Source organism: Gordonia aquimaris, from assembly GCF_026262595.1.
In the GTDB taxonomy this organism is placed as follows: domain Bacteria; phylum Actinomycetota; class Actinomycetes; order Mycobacteriales; family Mycobacteriaceae; genus Gordonia; species Gordonia tangerina.
On sequence record NZ_JAPKFM010000009.1, the window covers coordinates 1 to 24,428 of the forward strand.

At 65.5% G+C, this 24,428-nt stretch carries 24 protein-coding genes and 2 pseudogenes; 6 read left to right on the plus strand and 20 right to left on the minus strand.

The annotated features are described in order from the left end of the window. Positions 1-48: 48 nt before the first annotated feature. The 11 genes from rpsQ to rpsJ are packed head-to-tail and all read right to left on the minus strand — an operon-like array spanning position 49 to position 5,357. Entirely contained in the window at positions 49-348 is a 300-nt protein-coding gene (rpsQ, locus tag OSB52_RS10350) for a 30S ribosomal protein S17 (protein WP_235725558.1), read from the minus strand. After that, positions 345-578, minus strand: a complete 234-nt coding sequence (gene rpmC, locus OSB52_RS10355) for a 50S ribosomal protein L29 (protein ID WP_235725556.1) — start codon at positions 576-578, stop codon at positions 345-347. The genes rpsQ and rpmC overlap by 4 nt, the downstream gene beginning before the upstream one ends. Continuing rightward, positions 578-994, minus strand: coding sequence for a 50S ribosomal protein L16 (gene rplP, locus OSB52_RS10360; RefSeq protein ID WP_086534385.1), 417 nt, complete (start codon positions 992-994; stop codon positions 578-580). The genes rpmC and rplP overlap by 1 nt, the downstream gene beginning before the upstream one ends. 2 nt (positions 995-996) lie before the next feature. After that, positions 997-1,809 (minus strand): 30S ribosomal protein S3, encoded by an 813-nt coding sequence (gene rpsC / locus OSB52_RS10365; RefSeq protein WP_160900623.1) that lies wholly within the window; start codon positions 1,807-1,809, stop codon positions 997-999. Next, positions 1,809-2,219 carry a 50S ribosomal protein L22 gene (rplV, locus tag OSB52_RS10370; RefSeq protein ID WP_235725554.1) on the minus strand — a complete coding sequence of 137 codons (411 nt, stop codon included), beginning with the start codon at positions 2,217-2,219 and terminating at the stop codon, positions 1,809-1,811. The genes rpsC and rplV overlap by 1 nt, the downstream gene beginning before the upstream one ends. After that, a complete protein-coding gene (rpsS, locus tag OSB52_RS10375; RefSeq protein WP_005170311.1) occupies positions 2,219-2,500 on the minus strand; it encodes a 30S ribosomal protein S19 in 282 nt (93 codons plus the stop codon). The genes rplV and rpsS overlap by 1 nt, the downstream gene beginning before the upstream one ends. 20 nt (positions 2,501-2,520) lie before the next feature. After that, positions 2,521-3,357, minus strand: a complete 837-nt coding sequence (gene rplB, locus OSB52_RS10380) for a 50S ribosomal protein L2 (protein ID WP_235725553.1) — start codon at positions 3,355-3,357, stop codon at positions 2,521-2,523. 30 nt (positions 3,358-3,387) lie between these two features. After that, entirely contained in the window at positions 3,388-3,693 is a 306-nt protein-coding gene (rplW, locus tag OSB52_RS10385; RefSeq protein ID WP_235725551.1) for a 50S ribosomal protein L23, read from the minus strand. A 1-nt stretch (position 3,694) separates the two neighbouring features. Continuing rightward, positions 3,695-4,357 (minus strand): 50S ribosomal protein L4, encoded by a 663-nt coding sequence (gene rplD / locus OSB52_RS10390; protein ID WP_235725550.1) that lies wholly within the window; start codon positions 4,355-4,357, stop codon positions 3,695-3,697. Beyond that, positions 4,354-5,031 carry a 50S ribosomal protein L3 gene (gene rplC, locus OSB52_RS10395; RefSeq protein ID WP_235725549.1) on the minus strand — a complete coding sequence of 226 codons (678 nt, stop codon included), beginning with the start codon at positions 5,029-5,031 and terminating at the stop codon, positions 4,354-4,356. The genes rplD and rplC overlap by 4 nt, the downstream gene beginning before the upstream one ends. A 20-nt stretch (positions 5,032-5,051) precedes the next feature. Further along, entirely contained in the window at positions 5,052-5,357 is a 306-nt protein-coding gene (gene rpsJ / locus OSB52_RS10400) for a 30S ribosomal protein S10 (RefSeq protein ID WP_003938093.1), read from the minus strand. Positions 5,358-5,933: 576 nt separating this feature from the next. Between rpsJ and OSB52_RS10405 the strand changes: the two genes are divergently transcribed. The 4 genes from OSB52_RS10405 (at position 5,934) to OSB52_RS10420 (ending at position 11,012) form a co-directional block, all read left to right on the plus strand. Then, entirely contained in the window at positions 5,934-6,410 is a 477-nt protein-coding gene (locus tag OSB52_RS10405) for a hotdog fold domain-containing protein (protein WP_235725548.1), read from the plus strand. Positions 6,411-6,538: 128 nt separating this feature from the next. Then, entirely contained in the window at positions 6,539-8,338 is a 1,800-nt protein-coding gene (locus OSB52_RS10410) for an N-acetylglutaminylglutamine amidotransferase (protein ID WP_266061583.1), read from the plus strand. Continuing rightward, positions 8,335-10,308 carry a S9 family peptidase gene (locus OSB52_RS10415; RefSeq protein ID WP_266061584.1) on the plus strand — a complete coding sequence of 658 codons (1,974 nt, stop codon included), beginning with the start codon at positions 8,335-8,337 and terminating at the stop codon, positions 10,306-10,308. Before OSB52_RS10410 ends, OSB52_RS10415 begins: the two co-directional genes overlap by 4 nt. Beyond that, a complete protein-coding gene (locus OSB52_RS10420) occupies positions 10,305-11,012 on the plus strand; it encodes a GntR family transcriptional regulator (protein WP_372475343.1) in 708 nt (235 codons plus the stop codon). The genes OSB52_RS10415 and OSB52_RS10420 overlap by 4 nt, the downstream gene beginning before the upstream one ends. A gap of 132 nt (positions 11,013-11,144) precedes the next feature. On the opposite strand, the gene OSB52_RS10425 is transcribed toward OSB52_RS10420, so the two are convergent. The 7 genes and pseudogenes from OSB52_RS10425 to OSB52_RS10455 form a co-directional block, all read right to left on the minus strand. After that, positions 11,145-12,221, minus strand: a complete 1,077-nt coding sequence (locus OSB52_RS10425) for an AraC-like ligand-binding domain-containing protein (protein WP_266061585.1) — start codon at positions 12,219-12,221, stop codon at positions 11,145-11,147. After that, positions 12,218-13,234, minus strand: coding sequence for a helix-turn-helix domain-containing protein (locus OSB52_RS10430; RefSeq protein WP_266061586.1), 1,017 nt, complete (start codon positions 13,232-13,234; stop codon positions 12,218-12,220). Before OSB52_RS10430 ends, OSB52_RS10425 begins: the two co-directional genes overlap by 4 nt. A gap of 102 nt (positions 13,235-13,336) precedes the next feature. After that, entirely contained in the window at positions 13,337-13,858 is a 522-nt protein-coding gene (locus OSB52_RS10435) for a hypothetical protein (RefSeq protein ID WP_266061587.1), read from the minus strand. 69 nt (positions 13,859-13,927) lie between these two features. Then, the gene (gene gad, locus OSB52_RS10440; protein ID WP_266061588.1) at positions 13,928-15,337 is read right to left on the minus strand and encodes a glutamate decarboxylase; all 1,410 of its coding nucleotides are present in this window, start codon (positions 15,335-15,337) and stop codon (positions 13,928-13,930) included. 118 nt (positions 15,338-15,455) lie between these two features. Next, a pseudogene (locus tag OSB52_RS10445) lies at positions 15,456-17,420 on the minus strand (YhgE/Pip family protein). Between the two features lies 1 nt (position 17,421). Continuing rightward, positions 17,422-18,198, minus strand: a complete 777-nt coding sequence (locus OSB52_RS10450) for an ATP-binding cassette domain-containing protein (RefSeq protein WP_266061589.1) — start codon at positions 18,196-18,198, stop codon at positions 17,422-17,424. A 100-nt stretch (positions 18,199-18,298) separates the two neighbouring features. Beyond that, positions 18,299-19,580, minus strand: a pseudogene (locus OSB52_RS10455) (metal-dependent hydrolase family protein). A 511-nt stretch (positions 19,581-20,091) separates the two neighbouring features. On the opposite strand from OSB52_RS10455, the gene OSB52_RS10460 reads away from it, so the two are divergent. Next, positions 20,092-21,660: an NCS1 family nucleobase:cation symporter-1 gene (locus OSB52_RS10460; protein ID WP_235725538.1), complete on the plus strand. Its 1,569-nt coding sequence runs from the start codon at positions 20,092-20,094 to the stop codon at positions 21,658-21,660. 14 nt (positions 21,661-21,674) lie between these two features. Further along, entirely contained in the window at positions 21,675-22,403 is a 729-nt protein-coding gene (locus OSB52_RS10465) for an aspartate/glutamate racemase family protein (RefSeq protein ID WP_266061590.1), read from the plus strand. Between the two features lie 13 nt (positions 22,404-22,416). Here OSB52_RS10465 and OSB52_RS10470 read toward each other — a convergent pair whose 3' ends face one another. Both OSB52_RS10470 and OSB52_RS10475 read right to left on the minus strand, forming a co-directional pair. Next, positions 22,417-23,604, minus strand: a complete 1,188-nt coding sequence (locus OSB52_RS10470) for a CynX/NimT family MFS transporter (RefSeq protein WP_235723586.1) — start codon at positions 23,602-23,604, stop codon at positions 22,417-22,419. 115 nt (positions 23,605-23,719) lie between these two features. Beyond that, on the minus strand, positions 23,720-24,400 hold the full coding sequence (locus OSB52_RS10475) for a FadR/GntR family transcriptional regulator (protein WP_266061591.1): 681 nt from the start codon (positions 24,398-24,400) through the stop codon (positions 23,720-23,722). Positions 24,401-24,428 lie beyond the last annotated feature (28 nt).

Here is a 24,428-nt window from a genome sequence, read left to right on the forward strand (position 1 = left end):
CCCCCATCGGGGAACGGGCCGCGTGTACGTCTCGCGTCGGAGAACGGCCTACTTGGCCTTCTCCAGCACCTCGACGATGCGCCAGTGCTTGGTCGCCGACAGCGGGCGGGTCTCCATGATCCGCACGCGGTCGCCGATACCGGCGATCTCGTTCTCGTCGTGTGCCTTGACCTTGCTCGTGGTCCGGATGATCTTGCCGTACAGCGGATGCCGCGTACGATCTTCCAGCTCGACCACGATGGTCTTCTGCATCTTGTCGCTCACCACATAGCCGATCCGCTCCTTGCGGCTCGCACGCGGGTTGCTCGCGACGTTCTGGCTTGCGCTCACTGTCTGGTCCTCACTCATGCGTCATCACCATCCGGTCCCGACGCCAGACCCAGCTCACGCTCACGCATCACCGTGTAGATCCGCGCGATCTCGCGACGCACAGTCCGCAGACGACGGTTGTTGTCGAGCTGGCCGGTGGCCATCTGGAAACGAAGGTTGAACAGCTCTTCCTTCGACTCACGCAGACGATCGACCAGATCGGTGTCATTGAGCTCGCGCAGCTCAGACGCAGCCACTCCGAGTGCCATCAGAACTGCTCCTCTCTGGTCACGATGCGGGTCTTGATCGGGAGCTTGTGCTGCGCGCGACGCAAAGCCTCGCGAGCGGTCTCCTCGTTGGGGTAGGTCATCTCGAACAGCACACGGCCCGGCTTGACCGGGGCCACCCACCATTCCGGCGAACCCTTACCCGAACCCATACGGGTCTCGGCAGGCTTCTTGGTCAGCGGACGGTCCGGGAAGATGTTGATCCACACCTTGCCGCCACGCTTGATGTGCCGGTTGATGGCGATACGAGCGGACTCGATCTGCCGGTTGGTGATGTACGCACCCTCGAGAGCCTGGATGCCGTAATCGCCGAACGTCACCTTGGTGCCGCCCTTGGCCTGGCCCTTCAGGCTGGGGTGATGCTGCTTGCGGTGCTTGACCCGACGGGGGATCAGCATGATCAGCCCTCCTGCTTCTCGGTGGCCGCACCAGCACCCGCGGTCGCCTCTGCCGGAGCCTCCGCCGCGCGTCCCGCGTCGGTGCTCGTGGCAGTGGTGCCCGAAGCACCGCTGCGACGGGGCCGGCTGGGCCGGCGGGGACGACGGTCCTCGGTGGCCGGCGCAGCTGCACTGAGCTCGCGCTTGCCGCCGACGATGTCGCCCTTGTAGATCCACACCTTCACGCCGATGCGGCCGAAGGTGGTCTTGGCTTCATAGAGTCCGTAGTCGATGTCGGCGCGCAGCGTGTGCAGCGGCACCCGACCTTCGCGGTAGAACTCACTGCGGCTCATCTCTGCGCCACCCAGGCGACCCGAGCACTGGACCCGGATGCCCTTCACGTTCGGCTGACGCATCGCCGACTGGATCGCCTTGCGCATCGCGCGGCGGAAGGCCACACGGTTGCTCAGCTGCTCGGCGACGCCCTGGGCCACCAGCTGGGCCTCGGACTCTGCGTTCTTCACCTCGAGGATGTTCAGCTGTACCTGCTTGCCGGTCAGCTTCTCCAGGTCACCACGGATCCGGTCGGCCTCGGCGCCGCGGCGACCGATGACGATGCCCGGACGGGCGGTGTGGATGTCGACGCGGACCCGGTCACGGGTGCGCTCGATCTCCACCTTGGCGATGCCGGCGCGCTCGAGTCCCGTGGACAGGAGCTTGCGGATGGCGACATCCTCTTTCACGTAGTCCGCGTACTGCTTGTCGGCGTACCACCGCGAACTCCAGTCGGTGGTGATGCCCAGACGGAAGCCGTGCGGGTTGATTTTCTGGCCCACTACTGAGCTCCCTTCTTCGGCTGACGTGAGCGTCCGCGGCCGGCGGGGGCCTTCTCGGGAAGGCTCTCGACGACGACGGTGATGTGGCTGGTGCGCTTGCGGATGCGGAACGCACGGCCCTGCGCACGCGGCTGGAACCGCTTGAGCGTGGGGCCCTCGTCGGCGAACGCGGTCGCAACCACGAGACTCCGGCGATCGAGGTCCAGGTTGTTCTCCGCGTTGGCGACGGCGCTGGCGAGCACCTTGTACACCGGCTCGGAGGCCGACTGCGGAGCGAACCGCAGGATGTCGAGGGCCTCGTCCACGTTCTTGCCGCGGATCAGGTCCAGCACCCGGCGTGCCTTCATCGGGGTGACGCGCACGAACCGTGCGGTGGCCTTGGCCGTGGGATTATCGGTCTGCGTAGTCATTACCGGCGCTTCGCTTTCCGGTCATCCTTGATGTGACCCTTGAAGGTACGGGTGGGGGCGAACTCGCCCAGCTTGTGCCCGACCATGGACTCCGAGACGAACACCGGCACATGCTTGCGTCCGTCGTGGACGGCGAAGGTGTGACCGATGAAGTCGGGGATGATGGTCGAACGGCGCGACCAGGTCTTGATGACCTGCTTGGTGCCCTTCTCGTTCTGCGTGTCCACCTTGGCAAGCAGGTGGTCGTCGACGAACGGGCCCTTCTTGAGGCTGCGTGGCATTCTCTAACTCCCTCCTGTGCTTATCGCTTGTTCTTGCCGGTGCGACGACGCCGAACGATCAGCTGGTCGCTGGCCTTGTTCTTACGGGTCCGGCCCTCAGGCTGGCCCCACGGGCTCACCGGGTGACGACCACCCGAGGTCTTGCCCTCGCCGCCACCATGCGGGTGGTCGACCGGGTTCATCACGACGCCACGCACGGTCGGGCGCTTGCCCTTCCAACGCATACGGCCGGCCTTGCCCCAGTTGATGTTGCTCTGCTCGGCGTTGCCGACCTCACCGACGGTGGCGCGGCAGCGCACGTCGACACGACGGATCTCGCCGGACGGCATACGCAGGGTCGCGTAGGTGCCCTCCTTACCGAGCAGCTGGATGGCGGCACCGGCGCTACGGGCCATCTTCGCGCCACCACCCGGACGCAGCTCCACGGCGTGGATCTGGGTACCGGTCGGGATGTTGCGCAGCGGCAGGTTGTTGCCGGGCTTGATGTCTGCGCCGGCACCGCTTTCCACCACGTCGCCCTGGTTCAGGCCGCGCGGGGCGATGATGTAGCGCTTCTCGCCGTCCACGTAGTGCAGCAACGCGATCCGCGCGGTGCGGTTCGGGTCGTACTCGATGTGTGCGACCTTGGCGTCGATGCCGTCTTTGTCGTTGCGACGGAAGTCGATGACGCGGTAGGCGCGCTTGTGACCGCCACCCTTGTGCCGGGTGGTGATGCGGCCGTGGGCGTTACGTCCACCGTGGCCGTGCAACGGGCGAACCAGCGACTTCTCCGGATGGTCACGGGTGACCTCGGCGAAGTCGGCGCCACTGGCACCACGACGACCCGGGGTCGTCGGCTTGTATCTACGAATAGCCATGTTCTAGTCCCTCAGTTCTGCGAGTCCCGGTCAGCCGACCGGTCCTCCGAAGATCTCGATGGGCTTGCTGTCGGCGGCCAGGGTCACGATCGCGCGCTTGGTGTCCTTGCGCTTGCCGTAGCCGAAGCGGGTGCGCTTGCGCTTGCCCTGCCGGTTGGCGGTGTTCACGCTGGTGACCGTGACGTCGAAGATCTTCTCGACCGCGATCTTGATCTCGGTCTTGTTCGACTCCGGGTGCACCAGGAAGGTGTACACGTTGTCCTCCATGAGCCCGTAGGACTTCTCGGAGATCACCGGCCCCAGGATGATGTCACGCGGGTCTGCCTGCGTAGCCATCTCAGGCCTCCTTCTTCTGGGTGTTCTGCTCGATGAACGCGTTGAGCGTCTCGACGCTGAACACCACCTCGTCCGAGTCCAGGACGTCGTAGGTGTTGAGCTGATCCGGTGCGATCGGCAGAACGTTCTGCAGGTTCGCGACGCTCTTCCAGGCGGTCACGTCCTCACGGCCGAGGACCACCAGGAACTTGCGACGGTCGCTGAGTGCCTCGAGGAACAGACGTGCCGACTTGGTCGACGGGGTCTGCCCGGCCACCAGTTCGGTGATCACGTGGATACGCTCGTTGCGGGCCCGGTCCGAGAGGGCGCCACGCAGGGCGGCGGCCTTCATCTTCTTGGGCGTGCGCTGGCTGTAGTCACGCGGCTGCGGACCGTGCACGGTGCCACCGCCGGCGAACTGCGGTGCGCGGGTCGAACCCTGTCGGGCGCGACCGGTGCCCTTTTGGCGGTACGGCTTGGCGCCGCCGCCGGAGACCGCGCCACGGGTCTTGGTCGCATGGGTGCCCTGACGGCCTGCGGCCTGCTGGGCCACGACCACCTGGTGCATCAGCGAGATGTTGGCCGGTGCGTCGAACAGCTCGGCGGGCAGATCAACGGTGCCGTTGGTCGTGCCGTCGGCCGTCTTCACGTCCAGCGTCAGCTTTGTCGTTGTCTCGGTGCTCACTTGGTCGCACCACCCTTCACTGCGTCGCGGATCACCACGATGCCGCCCTTGCGGCCGGGGATCGCGCCCTTGATCAACAGCAGACCGGCTTCGGCGTCCACCGCATGCACGGTCAGGTTCTGTGTGGTCACGGTGTCGTTACCCATCCGGCCGGCCATCCGCATGCCCTTGAACACGCGACCCGGGGTGGCACAGCCACCGATCGAGCCGGGTGCACGGTGCACGCGGTGCGCGCCGTGGCTGGCACCGAGACCGGAGAAGCCGTGGCGCTTCATCGCGCCGGCGAATCCCTTGCCCTTGGAGGTGCCGGTGACGTCGACCTTGGTGCCGTTCTCGAAGATCTCGGCGGTCAGCTCCTGGCCGATCTCGAGTTCCGAGACGTCCGCGATGCGGATCTCGGCGAGATGACGGCGCGGGGTGACACCGGCCTTGGCGTACTGGCCGGCGACGGGCTTGTTGACCTTGCGCGGGTCGATGGCGCCGTAGGCCAGCTGCACGGCGGTGTAGCCGTCGCGGTCGGCGGTCCGGAGCTGGGTGATGACGTTCGGTCCGGCCTGGATGACCGTCACCGGGACGACACGGTTGTTCTCGTCGAAGACCTGGGTCATCCCGAGCTTGGTGCCCAGAATTCCCCGTGTGGCACTTTGATGGTTGGTCGCGCTCTGATTGCTCATGATTTCTTCTCGCCCCCCGCCTACTGGATGTTGACGTCGACGCTGGCCGGCAGGTCGATGCGCATCAGCGCGTCGACCGTCTTCGGCGTCGGGTCGAGGATGTCGATGAGTCGTTTGTGGGTGCGCATCTCGAAGTGTTCGCGGCTGTCCTTGTACTTGTGCGGCGAACGGATGACGCAGTAGACGTTCTTCTCGGTGGGCAACGGCACCGGGCCGACCACCCGTGCCCCGGTGCGGGTCACGGTTTCCACGATCTTGCGCGCCGAAGCGTCGATCGCCTCGTGGTCGTAGGCCTTGAGCCTGATGCGGATCTTCTGTCCCGCCACGCTGTGTCCTCTTCCGTCAGTTGTTCTCGACAGACAAACACCGCGTGACCTGATGCCGCCCCGAAGGACAAGCCGGCGCAATTCGCCGCTGGACACATGACCACCCGCGTGAGATTCGGGGATCGACGCTGTTCATCTATCGTTGTACGTTGGCTCGCCACTTGAGCGAACCGGCTGTGCTCCGGCACCCGCGGTCGGGCGTGTCGTGTCCGTACGCCTGATTCAGCGCACGCGTTACACGCCCTGGCCCGGAATCCGGGGCCTGGGAGTCATTCACCTGATCGAGGCCGCAGTGATCCTGCGTCCGCCGGTCAAGGCAACCCGAACAGTATGCACCACCCCGGGGCGCAGATTCAAATCCACTCCGGAACCCGACTCACCAGGCCTTGGCACGGCGGTCGACAGAACCCGGAATCTCGCCGAGAGAACCGCCCCAACCACCACCAGACCCGGCCCCCCTGAAGGTTCGCTCGGCGAGATTCCGGGTTCTGTCGACGCGAAAAAGGGTTCTGTCGACGCGAAACAGGGTTCTGTCGGCGAACAGAACTGCACCTTACCCACGGGTAAGGTAGCTCCATGACCCACTCCCCGACCTACAGCCTCCGTCGCCGGCTGCCCGACAACGTCGTCGGCCACACCCTGTTCTCGCTGGGCATGGTCGCCCGGGTGCCCTACTTCGGCACGGTGCTGCCCTACGTCACCGACATGCGACCCGGCTACTGCCGGGTCACCGGCCCGAACTGGTTCGGCGTGCACAACCATCTCGGCACGTTCCACGCGATCGCCGCCTGCAACCTCGCCGAGGCGGCGATGGGAATGCTCATGGAGGCCAGCACCCCGACCACCCATCGGTGGATACCCAAGGCGATGTCCACCCGCTACCTCGCCAAGGCCACCACGCGGCTGACCGCTGAGGCAACCCTGCCCGCCGACGTTGACTTCGCGAGCATCGTCGAGGGGACCGATGTGGTGATCGATGTCCGAGTGCTCGACAAGCACGGCACCGAGGCGGTGCATTGCGACATCACCACATGGGTCACGCCGCACAACTGATCGTTCACTCTGCCACCCCCGCCACATACTTCTAGGCTGAGACGGCGGGGATGCGCAGTGGACACGTCGCACCGGCGGCTGTGCAGGCGAGGGCGCCTGGCGACGGGGCAACGGGAGAGGACTCAGAAATGTGCGGCGTATGTGGTGAGATCCGGTTCGACGCAACTTCTCCGGACATCTCGGCGGTTGACGCGATGACCTGCGAGATGACCCGACGCGGCCCCGACGGCTCCGGCGTGTTCGCCAAGGGCTCGGTTGCACTGGGCCATCGGCGGTTGAAGATCATCGACCTCACCGAACGCGGCGGCCAGCCGATGGTCGACCCGGAACTGGCCCTGGCACTGGTGTTCAACGGCTGCATCTACAACCATCGCGAACTACGCGGCGAACTCGAGGCCAAGGGCTACCGCTTCTTCTCCCATGCCGACAGCGAGGTGATCCTCAAGGCCTTCCATGCGTGGGGCCCCGACTGCGTCGACCATCTCATCGGAATGTTCGCCTTCGCCGTCGTCGACACCGACAGCGGCACGGTGACCCTGGCGCGCGACCGCCTCGGCATCAAGCCGCTCTACATCGCCGAGACCCCCGGACGGCTCCGGTTCGCCTCGTCGGTGCAAGCGCTGTTACGTGCCGGTGATGTCGATACCTCGATCGACCGATTCGCACTCCATCACTACTTCAGCTTCCACGCGGTGGTGCCCGCACCGCACACCATCTACAACGGCATCCGGAAACTGCCTCCGGCCACGGTGCGCACCATCACACCGGACGGGCGCAGCACCGAACGACGCTACTGGGAACCGAGTTTCGAACCGCATCCGGATCGAGCCGACTGGGACGAACGGCGCTGGCAGCACGAGATCCTGGAGTCGCTGCGCACGTCGGTCCGGCGCCGCATGGTCGCCGACGTCCCGGTGGGCGTCCTGCTGTCCGGAGGGGTCGACTCCTCGCTGGTGGTGGCGCTGCTGGCCGAGCAGGGGCAGCACGATCTGGCCACCTTCAGCATCGGGTTCGATTCGGCCGGAGGAGAATCCGGCGACGAGTACGCCTACTCCGATCTGATCGCCGACACCTTCGCCACCGATCACCACAAGATCCACATCGGCACCGACCGCCTGCTGCCGGCGGTCCCCGACACCGTCGCCGCGATGGGCGAGCCGATGGTCAGCCACGATTGTGTTGCCTTCTACCTGCTCTCCGAGGAGGTCAGCAAGTCGATCAAGGTGGTGCAATCCGGGCAGGGCGCCGACGAGATCCTGGGCGGATACTCCTGGTATCCACCTTTGCGTGACACCCCACGCTCCGACACCACCAAGGCCTACGCCAACGCATTCTTCGACCGCGGCCATCGCGCTGTCCTGGACATCCTCGACGAGCGCTATCACGTTGACGCCGACTACGACCCGAGTTGGGAGTTCGCGCTGGCCCACCAGTCCGCGCCGGGCGCGCGTACGGCCGTCGACGCCGCACTGCGGCTCGACACCACCGTGATGCTGGTCGACGACCCGGTCAAGCGCGTCGACACGATGACGATGGCGTGGGGTCTGGAGGCCCGGGTGCCATTCCTCGATCACGAGTTCGTGGAACTGGCCGCGACCTGTCCGCCCGACCTCAAGCTGGCCCACGGCGGAAAGGGAGTTCTGAAGCAGGCCAGCCGATCCCTGCTGCCCGCTGCGGTGATCGACCGCACCAAGGGCTATTTCCCGGTACCGGGAATCCGCCATCTCGACGGCGGACTGCTCGACCTGGTCACCGACACGCTGCGGTCGAGCTCGGCAGTGGACCGCGGTCTGTACCGGCCGGCGGCCCTCGACCGACTCTTCGCCGACCCCAACGGAATCCGTACCACCCTCGACGGCAACGAACTCTGGCAGGTCGCGCTGCTGGAGATGTGGTTGCAGAGTATGGAAGCGATCACCGCTCGATGACCGCTCGCGAGCCGTTCGCGTCAGGCCCCACCATCGACCCGCGGGCCACCGCACCGACCAGTCGGGTCCGGTTCGACGACCGGGGCTGGCACACCTATGGCGCATCGGTCTCTCCGGACGGGTCGGCTTTCGCCTACATCGTCGACGACGGCGACGGCTATCCACGCGCGGCCCAGCGGTCGTTGTCCACCGACGGCGTCGGCGAACTCCGCTGGGTGCGACTTCGTGCCAACGGCCCGGTGCGCCGGGTGATCCACTCCACCGACAGCCGCTGGCTGGCCGTGGAGATCGCCCCCAGCGGCGGCGAGCATCACCAGGTGTGGGTGGTCACCACCGACGCCGAGGACGACACCGCCTATCGGGTCGGCGCCACCAGGCCTGACGGACGCTCGTTCGGAACTGTGTCGCTGGTCGGCTGGGACACCGATTGGGTGCTGATCACCGCCACCGAACCCGATGGCACCGCCCACAGTCTGCGGGTGCACCCCGGTACGGGCACGACGATGACCCTCGACGTCCGCGTCGGCGGGGCCCTCATCGACTCGTGGAAGGGCGCAACACTCGTGCGGGTCGGCCCCCGGGGGTATCGCGACATCGTCCTCATCCGTCGCCGGATCGACACCGTCGAGGACGCCATCGCCATGACGCCGCTGCTGCCGAACGATCCCGGCTCGGTCACCGATCAGGGCTACATCCTCGATCAGGGTTTCGACCATCCGTCCCTGGTGTTCGTGGGTCCGCCGCAGGACGAACAACGCGATCTCGACAGTGTGCAGGCGTTGGTAGTCAGCGACTTCGACGCCAAATTCCCGCGTCTGCTCGGCGTGGAAGTGGCCGATCGCGGGGTGCGGTTCCGGGTGTTGGCCCAACGGCCGGACGTCGGCGTCGACGAGTTCGCCGTGTCGCATGACCAGTCCACCGTCGTGCTCCTGTGGAATCATGCCGGCCGCAGTGAACTTCAGATCCTCACCCTGCCCGATCAGACGCTGCACGAACCGATCCGATTGCCCGGCGAGGTGGCGCACGAGCTGTCCATCAGCGCCGCCGGCAAACTCGTCGCGGTCACCGTCTCCAGCCCGCAGCGCTCTCCACTCGTCCACCTGATCAACACGATCAGCCGCGATGTGGTTGCGGTCCGCGACGACGTGGTCGCCGGCGACGGACCGTCGGCCGCGTTGCGGCCCGAACTCGTGCAGTTCTCCGCACGGGACGGTATGCCTCTGTCCGGATGGCTGTTTCGGGCAACACCGAACGACGGATCGGGCCCCGGTCCGACGCTGGTGTACTTCCACGGCGGTCCCGAGGGCCAGACCCGGCCCGAGTACAACTTCCTGTTCGGACCGCTCGTCGACGCCGGCATCACCGTGTTTGCCCCCAACGTGCGCGGATCGTCGGGCTACGGCCGACTGTTCTCTCACGCCGACGACCGTTACGGGCGCTACGCCGGCATCGACGACGCGGCAGACTGTGCCGAATATCTGATCGACCACGGCATCGCCGATCCCGACGCGGTGTACTGCGCGGGACGCAGTTACGGTGGCTATCTCACCCTGGCGTGTCTGACCTTTCATCCCGACATGTTCGCCGCCGGGATCGCGATTTGCGGCATGAGTGATCTGGAGTCGTTCTTCCGCAACACCGAACCGTGGATCGCGGTGGCCGCCTACACCAAGTACGGGCACCCCGAGTCCGACCGCGAACTGCTCGCCGACCTCTCCCCGATCCACCGGATCGACGACGTCCGCGCACCCCTGCTGGTCATCCACGGGGCGCACGACACCAACGTCCCGGTCAGTGAATCCCAACAGATGGTCGACGAGCTGCGTGCGCGCGGCGCGGTCGCCGAGCTGTTGCTGTTCAACGACGAAGGGCACGAGATCGTCAAACGGCACAACCAACAGATCCTCACCGAAGCCGTGGCCGGATGGATTCACGCACATCCCTCGCGCGCCACCGGAGCCCGCCGATGACCTCCCGGATGACCGAACGGCTGATCGCACAACTCGTCGAAACCCGTTCGGACAGTGCGCGTGCGAACGTCCTCGAAGAGCTGCGTCGGCTGATCCTGTCCGGCGGCGCGCCACCGGGCATCCAACTCCCGCCCGGCGAGCTCGCCGACGCCTTCCAGGTGAGTCCGATCCCGGTGCGCGAGGCCCTCAAGACCTTGGTGGGTGAGGGCCTCGTGGTACATCAGCGCAACGCCGGATATCGCGTGAGCCAGCTGTCCATCGACGAGCTGCGCGAGATCTACTTCGTGCGGGGCACTCTCGAGCAGGCTGCACTGGCACAAGCCGTGTCGCGTATCGACGCCGCCGGCATCGAGCGTGCCCGACGCCATCACGACGAACTGGTCACCGCGGTCAAATACAGCGATCGCAAGGCTTTCCACGACATCTCGCGCGAGTTCCATCGCGAGTTGACCGCACCGTGCGCGATGCCGCGTCTGCTCAACATGTTCGAGGCGACCTGGAATCTCACCGAGCCCTTCCAGGTGATGCGCTCGGTGGGCACCACCGTCCAGGAAGCACTCAACACCGATCACGCGAACATGCTCGAGGGGTTCGTCGCCGGCGACACCGAAGCAGTGCTGGAGGTGGCGCAAACACATCATCGGCGTCTGGAGAGTGCGGTCATCGAGACCGCCGCGTCGCTCGACGTCCGCCACGACGGGTGACCGTCAGGGCGGCGACTGAATCACTCCGGGACGCTGGTGGGCGAGAGCCTCAGAGGTCGGCCACCTCGCCGGGACCGAAACGGCCGGCCGGGGCACCTGCGATGGTGTGCCCGGCCCGGTATTCGGTCGGCGTCACGCCGAACGCTGCGCGAAAACGGTTGCGCATCGTCGCCGACACGAGAAGCCCGACCGGGCCGCGACGTCGGTGAGGCGCAACTCCGGCCGTGCGTCAAGCAGGATCCGCACCTCCTCGAGTCGTCGCTCGGCGATAACCGCCGCCAACGATTCGCCGGAATCGGCGAAGTGGCGATACAGCTGACGCCGGCTCACGTGCAGCTCGCGGGCCACATCCGCCACCGCGAAGTCCGGGTCGGCGAAGCGTCGTTCCACCAGTTGCAGGGTGCGTTCACGAACCGCTCGGCTCGTGTCGTCTACGCTGTGCGTGCGGTAGGCCTGCTGCGCCAGAACCGATCTCAGTAGCCCGACGGCTGCGCGTTGGGCGAGGACATTGGTGACCTCGGTCGATGTCCCTGCTGCTGCGGTCTGTCCGAACCGTCGGAGAAAAGTGGTCGCGGCCCGAACCAGTGCCGTGTCCGGCGAGACCGGGCGCGACCGGTGCAACGCCTGCACGACATCCCGACCGAGCACGGAGGCCTTCACCGTGAGCTGGACAGTCTCGCAGATGTCGTCCACCGTCATCGTCGCCGGCTCCGCGGTGCTGAGGACGATGAGCTGCCCGGCCCGAAAGTCTTCCTCGGGTCGCCCGGCCAGCGACAACCGGCCCGGGGCGGAGGTGATCAGCAAGACGAGTTCGGCATCCACGGCCGGATCGACCTCACGCCGCGAGCGAATCACCGAACACGGCATCGCGAGCGCGTCGACAATGGTGATCGCACCCACCTGATGGACTCTGACCAGTGCCTCGAAGCTGTCGGCACTCCTCGATACGACCCGCAGCGGACCCAGGAACTCAGCCAGACCGCGGCGGCCCCGGAAACGGCGAATCGTCACACCGGGATCGTCGGCTCCTGCTGCCGATCGCCAGCGATCCACCCGATCGCGGTCAATTCCCGATGGCTGTGCCACCCCGAGGGCGCCCGAATCCGCGAAGTACGGCGGAAGCGAGCCGACGGGCACGATGTGGCCACGCGGTCCCGCGCACACCTCGGTCATCGGCACGCCCCGGTCATCGGTACACCCCTGGGTCATCGATCCACCTCGCCACCGTCGAGTGCACCTGACTGCAGCTGTCGCCGATATGTCGCGGGACCGACGCCGAACTTCGCCCGGAATCTGTTGCGCAGGGTGGCCGCGGAGGTGAACCCCGCCGCCTGCGCGACCCCGTCGAGTCGGACCCGTGCGGGTTGCGCAAGCAACGTACACGCCCAGTCCAACCGACGATCGGCGATCATCTCCGGCAGCGAGAGTCCCTGTCCCTCGAGCCCGCGGTAGAGGTGTCGTTTGCTGATGTGAAGGTGGCGGGCGATGGCGTCCACCCCGAAATCCGGGTCGCGGAAGTTGCGCTCGATCAGGTCGATGACCGCCTCCCGCAAGAACAGCGGATTGCCGCGCAGTTCGTCACCGGCGTACTCCTGTTCGAGCGTCGCGCGCACCACTTCGATGGCCGCGAGTTCGGTGTCGAGGTCGATGTCGGCGCCGCCGAACGCGGCATCGCGGGCCAACCGGACCACCAGCGATGCACACGACCGGCTCAGCACCGTGTCGGGTGCGATCGGCGATACTGTTGCGCCACCAGCAATCTGGGTGCCCATCAGCTCCGTGGGCACCCAGATCCCGGTGGCGTCGGTCACTCCGTGGGTGCGTAGGTCATACGGCCGTCGGCTATCGGTGATCGACATCTGACCGGGTTCGAGCGACACCCGGTGGCCGTTGGCGTCCCCGGTGGTGCGTCCGATCGTCTGACACGCCACGATCAGAAAATTCGATGGATACTCACGAATCCGTGCGCTGGTACGTCGTGTCCGCACGGCCGTCTGCAGAATACTGAAGGCGATGATCTTCGAGAACGGGCGCCACAGGGCCAACTGCTCGAACTCGTCGGGATCGTCGGCTTCGAGTTCGACGAGATCGGCATAGGTGTCGATACCGTGCCGACCGCGAGTACGAACCTGGCGGGAACGCAGACTCCCCAATTCGTGTGCTGGTCCGTTCAGTCGGCGCCAATGATCGACGACCGCTGGGTCGAGTCCAGAGCCCGTCACGTCACATGCGGCCTTTCTCACGGGTCCCCGACCGGCGTCTCATCCTCCCATCGCGACGTGGACACAGACATGGACTTTGGCCCTGTTCTACGGCGTCATCGGTCATGTGTCGTCCGCCTCCGGCAGCACGATCGCGGAGGCGACAAAGAAGCAGATCGCGCCGATGAACGTACCGAGGTTCGCCAGCACTGCGTCCACGGTGACGCCGTTCGTGGTTATGTAGGCGCCGACCGCCGACACCCCGAAAGCGATGCAACCCAACATGTTGATCTGACCCGACCACCAGTCGCGCTTGCGCGGTGCCCACGCCCGGTCGGTGTGCGAGTAGGCGATCAGCACGAAGAACCCGCTGATGAGGAACGCAACCGAACCCTCCGCGTTCGGGGTCCACACCAGATGTTTCTGTTCGGCGATCGAGTGTGCCGCGAGCGCCGCGCCGGTACTGACGTTGAACAGCAAGGTCCCGACAAACTGGGTCGCTGCCGCCAGCCACTGGGCCCGGACCATCGTTCCCGGCGCATATCCGACCGCCACGGTGACCGGCCCGCTGGTGACGAGTTGGATGAACGCGGCACCGGTGAAGAACCGCGTCGCCCGGGGTCGGCAGCGGTGTCGAGGATGCATCGGCGGTCTCCTCCGTCGAAGAGTCGTCGGCGCGACCGGGACAGGCTCCGGGTCGCGCCGACGTCCAGCTCAGTGATGAAAGTGTGACCCGGTCCCCTCGCTCGGCATCGGCGCCGAGAGATTGTCCAGGAACGCGACCTCACTTTCGAGATCGCGCAACAGTGCATCGGCCAGGTCGCGGCTCAGGCCGGCCCGAACGACGATGCGCTGCAGGGTCAGGTCCGCGAGATCGTCGGCCATCGGATAGGCCGGCACCAGCCACCCCTTCATCCGCAGCCGATCCGAGAGGTCATACAGCGTCCACTTGTCGGTGTGGTCGGCCTTCAACTTCCACGCGAAGACCGGGATGGTGTCGCCTTTGCTGACCAGTTCGAAGGGGCCGATCTCGGCGATCGCGGACGACAGGTACTGCGCGACGTCGAGGGAGCCTTGCTGCACCTGGCGATATCCTTCCCGGCCCAGCCGCAGGAACTGGTAGTACTGCAGCAGCGCCTGCGCACCGGGGCGGGAGAAGTTCAACGCCAGGGTGGGCATGTCGCCACCCAGGTAGCTGCAGTGGAAGATCATGCTCTCCGGCAGCGCGGCCTTGTCGCGCCAGATGATCCACCCCAGGCCGGGATAGACCAGCCCGTACTTGTGGCCGGAGGTGTTGATCGACACCACCCGTGGCACACGGAAGTCCCACTCGAGTTCGGGCTGGCAGAACGGTGCGATCATGGCGCCCGAGGCACCGTCGACGTGGATCTTGATGTCGAGTCCGGTTTGCTCCTCGATCTCGTCGAGCTTGGCCGAGATCTCCTTGACCGGTTCGTAGAGACCGTTATAGGTGACACCCATGATCGCCACGACACCGATGGTGTTCTCGTCGACGTAGTTCTCCAGGTCGTGTCCGTCGAGCAGAATGTGCTCCTCACTCACCGGGACCCAGCGCGGTTCCACCTCGAAGTAGTTGAGGAACTTCTCCCAGCACACCTGGACGGCGGTGGACAGCACCAAGTTGGGCTTCTCGATCGACTTACCCTCTGCCTTGCGACGAGCCTGCCAGTGACGCTTCAAGGCGAGTCCACCCAGCATCGCGGCCTCCGACGAGCCGATGGTCGAGGTCCCGATGGAGTTGTCGACGTCCGGGACGTGCCAGAGGTCGGCGATGATCTTCCAGCAGCGGTCCTCGATGGCCGCGGTCTGCGGATACTCATCCTTGTCGATCATGTTCTTGTCGTAGGTCTCGGCGTACAGCTTGTTCGCCTCGTCGTCCATCCACGTGGACACGAAGGTGGCGAGGTTCAGGCGAGCATTCCCGTCGAGCATCGCCTCGTCATGCACGATCTGATAGGCCGTCTCCGGCAGACTCATGTCCTCGGGGATGGTGAACTTGGGCAGTTCGGTGGCTTCCCCCGGCCGGACGAAAACCGGGTTGAGGGTGAGGGTGTCACCGATGTTGGTGGTGGAGCGCGCGTTGGTGTGCGTGCGGTCGGTCATGGATGTTCTCCTCGAGCAGTGGGGACGGATGGGTCGGGTGCCGCGGATCACGCCGCGGGACGTCTCGGCAGGACGGGGATCTGGGCGTCGCGATGACCGTGCTACATGGCGGCGCCACCTACACTTCGACCGGCGGATACAGGCGATCCATGGTGTACTGCCGGTTTCGCCGTGCCGCCCAGGTCGAGATGGCCAGGAACACCACCGTCAGCACCGACAGCACCGCGACGGCGATCCACAACCGATGGTCGACGCCACCAACAGTCAGTTGTCGTAAGCCGTTGACCGTGTATGTCATCGGGTCCACCCAGTGGATGTACTGGAACGGCTTGGTGGTGGTGGGTACCGGATAGATGCCACCGGCCGAGGTCAGCATCACCATCAGGAAGGCGAGGGTGACCACACGGCCGACGGCCGGCCCGAACACGGCGTTGAGCATCTGGATCATCGCCAGGAACACCGCGACCATCAGCAGCATGAAGCCGAATGTGGCGATGGGGTAGGCCGGACGCAGCCCTACCGCGAACACGACAACCAGATACAGGATCGCCGCCTGGAGAAACCCGACGAAGAAGGTCGGGGCGAAGGAAGCGAGGACCGCACGCAGCGAGCCCAATCCTTGCGCGATGGGCCGGGACTGCAACGGAGTGAACAGCATCCACGCGATGATGCTGCCCACGAACAGCGCCAAGCCCAGGAAGAAGGGCGCGAAGCCGGTGCCGAAGGTATCTGCCTCGTTGAGCGTGTGTTCGGTGAGCTTCACCGGCTGCGACAGGGTGTCGGCCAGCGCCGTCTTCTGTTCCTGAGACCATTGCGGAACCGCCTTCACCCCTTCGTCGACCTGACCGGCCAGTTCACTGGTACCGGCCGCCAGTTGTTGTGTACCCGCAGCGAGTTGATCGGCACCGTTGCTCAGCTCGACCAAGCCCGAACTCAATTGGTTTGCGCCGGAGCTGAGCTCGTCGGCCGCTCCCCGTGCCGCGACGATGTCGGATTCCAGTCCGCCGTTCTGCAGCAACCCCATCGCAATCCGTACCGGACTCTGCGGATTACCGAGTTGTTGGGCCAGGGCAGCCGAGTCCGCCTGGATCGCAGTGAGTTGATTGTTCGCCTCGGGTCCGAGTCCCTGGGTGGTCAGGAATCCCTGAGCTGGAGCAAGAACTTCGGCGAGTCGGCGGACATTCGGATCCGGATTGGCACGCAGCTCGGTCAGCACACTCGAGACCGCCCGTGACGCCTGCGTCTGCGTGTTCTCGGCGCTACCGAGCCCGTCGGCCACGGCCGACGTGGTGGCACCAAGACGCGTGGCCAATGCCGACATCTCCGCCGGGCTCATCGCACCGTTGCCGGAATTGTTCAGCGCGGTCAGGACCGGGTCGGTGGCGCGGATGACGGCGTCGTCCAGTGTGGACAGGCCCCCGGCGAGTTCGGCCGCGCCGTCGCGGGCCGTGACCAGGTTGGTGGCGAGCTCATCAGCGCCTGTGTTGGCCTGCTGCATACCGGTATTCAGTTCGTCCACGCCCGCTTGGGCCGCAGCGAGCTTCGGCATGAGTCCGCTGAGATCGTTGATGACGATGTCGAAGGTGGTGGCGCCCACCTGCGCGCCCACCTGGTTCACCACCTGCTCTGCGGCGTCCTGTCCCATCACCGTCGACAGATAGTTGTTGGCGTCGTTGTAGGTGAAGATCAGCTGAGCCGAGTGTGCGTCTCCGCTTGCCGGAGAGGCTATGTCGGCGCTGAAGTCCTCGGGCAGGGTGATCGAGAAGTAGTACTTGCCGTGTTAGAGCCCGTCGGCGGCCTCCTGCGCGGAGACCACGTGGAGGTCGAGTTGATCGGAGGCGATGAGCCCGTCGGCCACTTGTTTGCCGGCGTCGAGCGGTTCCCCCTGCACGGTCGCGCCGCGATCGGAGTTCACCAGCGCCACCGGGATCTTGTTGACCGCGTCGAAGGGATTCCAGAAGGCCCATAGGTAGAGCGCACCGTACATGAGCGGCATCAGCACGATGACGATCAGGGCCAGGCGCGGCATGCGGCCGCGGTAGTAGCGCTTGAAATCGCTACCCGGGGAGAAGGCAGCAAGCATGTCAGGGCATCCGTTCTTGTTGTTCAAGCATCGTGAACTCGTTGTCGGTGAGGTTCTCCACGCGTATCGACTCGCGGACACCGACGCCCGGATGCACACCGTTGACATCAGCGGTGATGACGGTCTGCGTGCGCCCCAAGGCGACGAGCCGCTCGGTGAGGATTCGGCTGCTGTCGATGCGGGTGAGCCGATCGACGCCGCCGACCACCAGCAGTGGCGGCCGGTGCACGTTGGCGACCGCGATTCGGAACAGACTGGCGGTCAGCTCGGGCAGTTTTTCGACGAAGGCATCCATTGACGGCAGCGCGAGGTCACCGAACACCGGACGGCAGATCCGTTCGAGGTCGGCCTGGGCCGACTGCGTGACCCACTTGTACCACGGTGCGCGCCAGCGGATCTGCTCGGTGACCACGTCGTGGACTCGGATGGCCTGTTCGATGCCGTCGACCTCGTCGATGTCGGCGATCGCGGCCTGGTCGAACAAATGGTGGGCGTCGTTACGCCGACCGAATGCGGTCAGGTCTCCCGAGGACGGTTTCATGCGCCCGGCCAGGGTCAACAGCAGCGCCGTGCGCCCACGCCCACCGGAGCCCACGAGCACTGTCACCCCGCCTTCGGCCACCCGGAGGCTGGTGGGGCCGAAGATGTGACCCCAGGTCGCCTCGACCGAGATGTCCTCGGCGACGAGCAGTGCCGTCGCGGGGTACGTGGTGGCCACCCCGGCATCACGCGAACCGCTCGGTTGACTGGTGTCCGACCAGCCGTCGTTCGTACTCATTTGTTACTCCTCGATATCGCCGGCGCGCGGCCGGCAGGGCACATCCCGGCGGCGCAGGCTGTTCGGGCATTGGCCACACGGTCCGGTCGCTGGCCGTTCCTCAGAGGGTGTTCTTGAAAACCCTGCCGCCCTTGATGATCAGCTTCAGGTTGGTATCCGGGTCTGACAGCACCGACAGATCGGCGAGGGGATCCCCGTCCACCACGATCAGATCGGCCCAGGCGCCGGGCGTCAGCACACCCAGACGTGCGGCCCCGTACGGATTGCGCTCGCCGGCCATCTCGAACAGCTCGGCGTTGCCCGAGGTGAGCATCCGCAGCGATTCCGCGTTGGAGTAGAACTCGCCCATGCGTGCGGCCATGACACTCTGCCGGGCTGCCGACTGCGGCTCGAGCAACAGGTCCGTGCCGAACGCCACCTTCACGCCGTACTTCTTCGCCCAGCTGTACACATCCTCGGTGCCATTGCAGATCTGCCGGTTCTTCTCTGCGCGATCGGGATCCGGGTAGTGATGATCGTCCTCGGCGAACGGCTGCATCGACAGCCAGACCCCCTTCTCCCCGATCAGCGCGACGGCCGATTCGTCGGCGAGGTGACCGTGCTCGATCGACCGCACACCGGCTTCGATGGCGCGGGTGATGCCGGGCACCGTGTACACGTGGGTGGCGACGTAGGTTCCGTAGTCCTCGGCGGCATTGACGGCCGCCCGCATCTCCTCTGCCGTGAACTGCAGGGTGTAGAGCGGGTCGTACATGGACGCGGCCCCACCCCCGATGGTGAGTTTGATCTGCGACGCACCTTTGCGTAGCTGTTCGCGCACCGCTGTCAATACCCGTTCGACGCCGTCGACCGTGCGCGTGAACCCGATCGAATCCGTCCGGCTCGGGCCGCCCCCGAACGCATACGGCGTCTCATAGACGAAGGCGAAGTCCCCATGGCCGGAAGTCTGCGAGATCATCGCCTGACTGGGGAAGATGCGCGGGCCCTCGAAGTCGCCACGATCGATCACGGTCTTGAGGGGCGCGGTGTCGCCCCCCCATGTCGCGCACCGAGGTGAAGCCGCGGTGCAGCATCCGCTTGGCCTCGGCAAGGGTGTTGGCCACGAGCAGCCCGGTCGCACCCATCACGAAGTCGAGGTACGAGTTGGCGTTTCCCATCAGATGCACATGAGCATCGCTCATTCCCGGCATCACAAAGCGGCCGCCACCGTCGATCTCGACGGTCTCGTGACCTGGCGCATCGCCGATCGGAGATGTGGACACAGCGCTGACCTGGTCGCCTTCGACGAGGACGTCGCAGGAGTCGACGGCTGCGTCGGAGAGGCCGTCGAAGACCCTCACATTACGGATCACCAACCGTGAGTTTGCTGAAGCTGTCGGCATGCGCTGAAGGCTAGGACGCCACCGGGTGCGGTACAAACTCGACAGTCGCGCTCTCGCAGCAGATCTCGACGCCGGAGTAGCGCGGCGACCCAGAGGCCACATATTGAGACAAAACTGCAGGTGGGAGGGTTGATCGGTTGCTTCGACAACGTGCCACGAGCGCAATGCCGACAGCGCTCAAACTTTCAATCCCACCAGCAGCCCGATGCCGACTCCACAACTACGGCACCGTCGGAACAAATTGGCCGTCGGCATGGCACGGACTTGCTCATCGACGACGGTCGCCACCAGTTGGGACGGCGCCGTTGTGGCACACAATTTCGCTTTGAGCGGCACAGATCGCGACTACGGACGGTAGCGGAAGGCTCCATGGAACCTCACTCCGGCAGAGCCGGACCAACCGGAGAAAATATATCCCTTCGTTAATTGCCGGGTAACAATGCGTTCCTAACTTCTTACTCATCAGCGCATCCCCGACCCGCGCTGACGGTCACCATCAGGGAGATTGCACATGTCAGCACCATCTGCCGACACCGTGACCGCGCATGAAAGCGCGGCCGGTGAGAGCGTCATCAAACTCGGGTATCACCAGAACCTCACCAATTCCGACCTCGCGCCACTGAAAGCACAGAAGTGGACCTGGTACAACATCTTTGCCTTCTGGATGTCGGATGTGCACAGTGTCGGTGGATATGTCTTCGCCGGCAGTCTGTTCGCGTTGGGAATCGCTGCCTGGCAGGTGCTCGTCGCCCTGGTGGTCGGCATCGTCATCGTCAATGTCCTGTGCAACCTCGTCGCGAAACCGTCGCAACTCGCCGGGGTCCCCTACCCGGTCACCACACGCGTCTCGTTCGGGGTCAAGGGCGCCAACATACCGGCCATCATCCGCGGATGTATCGCGGTGGTCTGGTACGGAATTCAGACATATCTGGCATCGGTCGCATTCGGTCTGCTCGCGCTCAAGTTCTGGCCGGGCCTGGAACCCTGGGGTGATGTCGATCAGCATGGCTTCCTGGGTCTGAGCATTCTCGGCTGGGCCGGCTTCATCTTGATGTGGATTCTGCAGGCGTTCGTGTTCTGGAACGGAATGGACACCATCCGCAAATTCATCGACTTCTGCGGTCCGGCCGTCTATGTGGTGATGATCGCGCTCGCGGCTTACCTGATCGTCGAGGCGGGTTGGGACAATGTGAGTTTCGATCTGTCGACCGGCCCCGGTCTGTCCGGCTGGTCGTCGGTCACCCAGATGATCAGCGCCATCGCACTGGTGGTCTCCTACTTCTCCGGGCCCATGCTGAACTTCGGTGACTTCTCTCGCTACGGCAAGACGTTCAGCGAGGTCAAGAAGGGCAACTTCTGGGGTCTGCCGGTCAACTTCCTGTTCTTCTCGATCCTGGTTGTGTGCACCGTCTCGGCGGGCGCCACCGTGATCGGCCGTGACGACGACGGCAACATCATCACCGATCCCGTGCACATCGTCGACCGGATCGACAACACCACCGCCGCGGTCCTGGGTGTGCTGACCTTCGCCATCGCCACGATCGGAATCAACATCGTGGCCAACTTCGTCTCGCCCGCCTTCGACTTCTCGAATGTGGCCCCCACCAAGATCTCCTGGCGCACCGGCGGCATGATCGCCGCAGTCGGGTCGGTCCTGATCACCCCCTGGAACCTGTTCAACAACCCGACGGCAATTCATTACACGATGGACACCCTGGGAGCGGTGATCGGCCCGCTGTTCGGCATCCTGATCGTCGACTTCTATCTCATCAAGAAACAGAAGATCGAAGTCGACGACCTCTTCAGCATGGACCCCGGCAAGTCCTACTCCTACCGCAACGGATGGAACCCGGTGGCGATCATCTCGGTCGTCGTCGCGTCCATCCTGCCGATCAGCTTCGTCATCTGGGGCACCGCGTATCAGGCCAGCTTCACCTGGTTCATGGGCGCCGCGGCCGGGGCGGTCGTCTACTGGCTGGGCATGACCTTCGCGCCCAAGAGCTTCATCTACGACACCGGCGAAGAGCCGCCGGTGCTCTCCACCGCGAAAGACGGCAAGCTCGAGCCGTCGGCCCTCTAGGAGTACGACACACGATGCGCATCTGCGTCATCAATCCCAACACCGCGGCGGCGATGACCGAGGTCATCGCCGCCGCGGCGCGGTCGGTCGCGCGACCCGACTGCGAGATCGTCGCCGTCACCTCCACCATGGGGCCGGAGTCGATCGAAAGTCACTACGACGAAGCGCTTGCGGTGCCCGGCCTGCTGCGGGCCATCGCCGACAACCCCGGCGCCGACGGCTACCTCGTCGCCTGCTTCGGCGATCCCGGCCTCGACGCCGCCCGGGAAGTGGCCGACGCCCCGGTTCTCGGGATCGCAGAGGCAGCAATGCATCTCGCCGCCCCGCTGGGACGGACATTCTCTATCGTCACCACTCTCGACCGCACCATCGGCCGGGCCGTCGACCTGGTGGCGCATTACGGATTCGCCGGCCAGTGCGGCGGTGTACACGCCTGTGACATCCCGGTCCTGGAACTGGAGACCAACCCGGCCACCGCGGACATCCTGGAGAAGGCCTGCAGCGAGGCGCTGCGCACCGACGGGTCGGACGCCATCGTCCTCGGCTGCGCCGGGATGGCCGACCTCGCCCAGCGGATCGGCGCCGCCATCGATGCGCCCGTCATCGACGGCGTCGCCGCCGGCGTGGGGATGCTCGCCGCGCTGGCCGCGATGGGCGGACGTACCGGAACGGCTTCGGGCGAGTTCCGGGCACCGCCGCGCAAACGCTACTCGGGCGCTTTGCAAGACTTCGAGATCAGCTGAGCCAATTGAGCACTCACACCCGCATCGTGACGTCGCGAGCCGCGGTGAGTGCCGACAACGCCTGTGGCACCAAAGCCATCGCCAACACCGCCATCGCGATGGTCCACGAGCCGGTGACATCGTGCAGCGCACCGATCAGGAACGGCCCCGCGGCGGCCACGACATACCCGATCGACTGGGCCATCCCAGACACCTGGCCGGTGACCGCGGTCGATGGACTACGCACCACCATGAACAGCAATGCCAGGCTGATCGACGCACCCGGACCGGACATGACGAGCATGACCCACACAGTGGTGAGGTGATCGGTGCACAACAGGCCCACGAAACCGATCGCGCACACCGCCACCACGAGTAACGTCACCAGTCGTTGATCGGCGCGGCGACCGGCGACGATCGGGACCAGCAGCGACGCCAGTAATGCCACGACCTGCCCCAGCGCGAGAATCGTGCCTGCCTCGGCGGTGCTGCGTCCCTGGTCGATAAGGAACTGCGGCAGCCACGCGGTGAACGTGTAGAAGACCAACGATTGGGCGCCCATGAACACCGTGATCGCCCAGGCGATCCGGTTGCGCAGCAGCTGTCGCGATGTGCCGGCGACCACGACACGATGTACCTGCCCCAGCTGAGGCAACCAGACGATCAGCGCCAGGAGTACCAGCAACGTCCAACACGTCAGTGTCAGTTGCCAATTGCCATCCAAACGGGTGTCGATGGGCACGGTCAGGCCGGCGGCGACCGCAGCACCACCGGACAGTGTCATCGAGTACAGCCCGGTCATCAGACCCGATCGGTGCGCGAAATCCCGTTTGATCAAGGCCGGCAAGACGACGTTGCAGACGCCGATCGCCGCGCCGATCACCGCCGAACCCGCGAGCAGACACATCACGTTCGAAACGAACCGCAGCCCCATTCCGCCGATCAACAGCACCAGGGCGCCGAACACCGTCCGTTCGATGCCGAACCGGGCGGCCACCCGTGGGGCAAACGGCGCGCTGAGGCCGAAGAACAGCACCGGCAGCGTGGTCAGCAGACCCGCGGTGGCGCTGCTGAAACCGAGATCACGCATGATGTCGTCGATCAGCGGGGCCACCGAGACCACCGGCGGACGAAGATTCGCCGCGACGAGCATGATGCCGATCGCGGCGACCACCGCACTCAGCGACCGTCCGTTCACCGATGGGCGGACCGCAGGTTTCATCCGCGGCAACCGCATACTCGCTTCGGCCCTGCGTCCGCCGCGACTTGCGCGGTTGTGGGGTGGCTGCGCGGTTGCAGAAGAACTACTTCTCGGGGCGGTGGCCGCGCGGGGTCGATCATGCCGACAGCCCGCGACGCGCGTGGTCGAGGTAGGAATGCACGGCGGCACGCGCCGCGGCGGCGTCCCCGGCCGCAACCGCATCCACCAGCGCCCGATGCCCGGGAGGATGCACCCCGTCGGCGATCGTCGCGTCGACGACCTGCTGGTGCATGTGCGCCATCACCTCGATGATGCCGCCGTAGAGTTCGATGAGCAGACCATTGCCCGACGCGTTCACGACTGCGACGTGAAAGGCTATGTCAGCCTGGGTATATGCCGCCATGTCGCCACTGGCGAGGGTGCGTTCCGCACGCGCCAGACAGGCATACAGATCGGCAACACATCCTGCATCCGCGACAACAGCCGCCTCGGCGGCCGCTTCCGCCTCGATCGCCTGCCGCGCGCCCAACAACTCCAGCTGTGCCCGCTCGGGCACGCACCGCGCGATGGCCGCGGTGAGCATGTTGGCACTGCGCACATAGGTGCCGTCACCCCGTCGGGGCACCAACATCCCGGAATGCTCGAGCGCCCGCACGGCCTCGCGGATCGAGTTCCGGCCCACCGCGAATTGCTCCACGAGTTCCGGCTCGGCCGGGATCCGCTCCCCGACCGGCCACTGCCCACTCCGGATCAGCTCCTGCATCCGGACCACCACGAGTTCGCTGGTTCGGGGCGGTGGCGGGATGACATCGGACACGGCAAACAACCTAACATCCCATGTTTGT

Bases quoted from the DNA above. Each gene is read 5' to 3' on its own strand.
- OSB52_RS10435 (WP_266061587.1), bottom strand. From the start codon at position 13,858: ATGCATCCTCGACACCGCTGCCGACCCCGGGCGACGCGGTTCTTCACC.
- OSB52_RS10470 (WP_235723586.1), bottom strand. From the start codon at position 23,604: ATGAAACCTGCGGTCCGCCCATCGGTGAACGGACGGTCGCTGAGTGCG.
- OSB52_RS10420 (WP_372475343.1), top strand. From the start codon at position 10,305: ATGACCTCCCGGATGACCGAACGGCTGATCGCACAACTCGTCGAAACC.
- rplV (WP_235725554.1), bottom strand. From the start codon at position 2,219: ATGACTACGCAGACCGATAATCCCACGGCCAAGGCCACCGCACGGTTC.
- rpsQ (WP_235725558.1), bottom strand. From the start codon at position 348: ATGAGTGAGGACCAGACAGTGAGCGCAAGCCAGAACGTCGCGAGCAAC.
- OSB52_RS10405 (WP_235725548.1), top strand. From the start codon at position 5,934: ATGACCCACTCCCCGACCTACAGCCTCCGTCGCCGGCTGCCCGACAAC.
- OSB52_RS10460 (WP_235725538.1), top strand. From the start codon at position 20,092: ATGTCAGCACCATCTGCCGACACCGTGACCGCGCATGAAAGCGCGGCC.
- OSB52_RS10415 (WP_266061584.1), top strand. From the start codon at position 8,335: ATGACCGCTCGCGAGCCGTTCGCGTCAGGCCCCACCATCGACCCGCGG.
- OSB52_RS10450 (WP_266061589.1), bottom strand. From the start codon at position 18,198: ATGAGTACGAACGACGGCTGGTCGGACACCAGTCAACCGAGCGGTTCG.
- rplP (WP_086534385.1), bottom strand. From the start codon at position 994: ATGCTGATCCCCCGTCGGGTCAAGCACCGCAAGCAGCATCACCCCAGC.
- gad (WP_266061588.1), bottom strand. From the start codon at position 15,337: ATGACCGACCGCACGCACACCAACGCGCGCTCCACCACCAACATCGGT.
- rpmC (WP_235725556.1), bottom strand. From the start codon at position 578: ATGGCACTCGGAGTGGCTGCGTCTGAGCTGCGCGAGCTCAATGACACC.
- rplB (WP_235725553.1), bottom strand. From the start codon at position 3,357: ATGGCTATTCGTAGATACAAGCCGACGACCCCGGGTCGTCGTGGTGCC.
- OSB52_RS10425 (WP_266061585.1), bottom strand. From the start codon at position 12,221: ATGACCCAGGGGTGTACCGATGACCGGGGCGTGCCGATGACCGAGGTG.
- rpsS (WP_005170311.1), bottom strand. From the start codon at position 2,500: ATGCCACGCAGCCTCAAGAAGGGCCCGTTCGTCGACGACCACCTGCTT.
- OSB52_RS10465 (WP_266061590.1), top strand. From the start codon at position 21,675: ATGCGCATCTGCGTCATCAATCCCAACACCGCGGCGGCGATGACCGAG.
- rplW (WP_235725551.1), bottom strand. From the start codon at position 3,693: ATGGCTACGCAGGCAGACCCGCGTGACATCATCCTGGGGCCGGTGATC.
- OSB52_RS10410 (WP_266061583.1), top strand. From the start codon at position 6,539: ATGTGCGGCGTATGTGGTGAGATCCGGTTCGACGCAACTTCTCCGGAC.
- rplC (WP_235725549.1), bottom strand. From the start codon at position 5,031: ATGAGCAATCAGAGCGCGACCAACCATCAAAGTGCCACACGGGGAATT.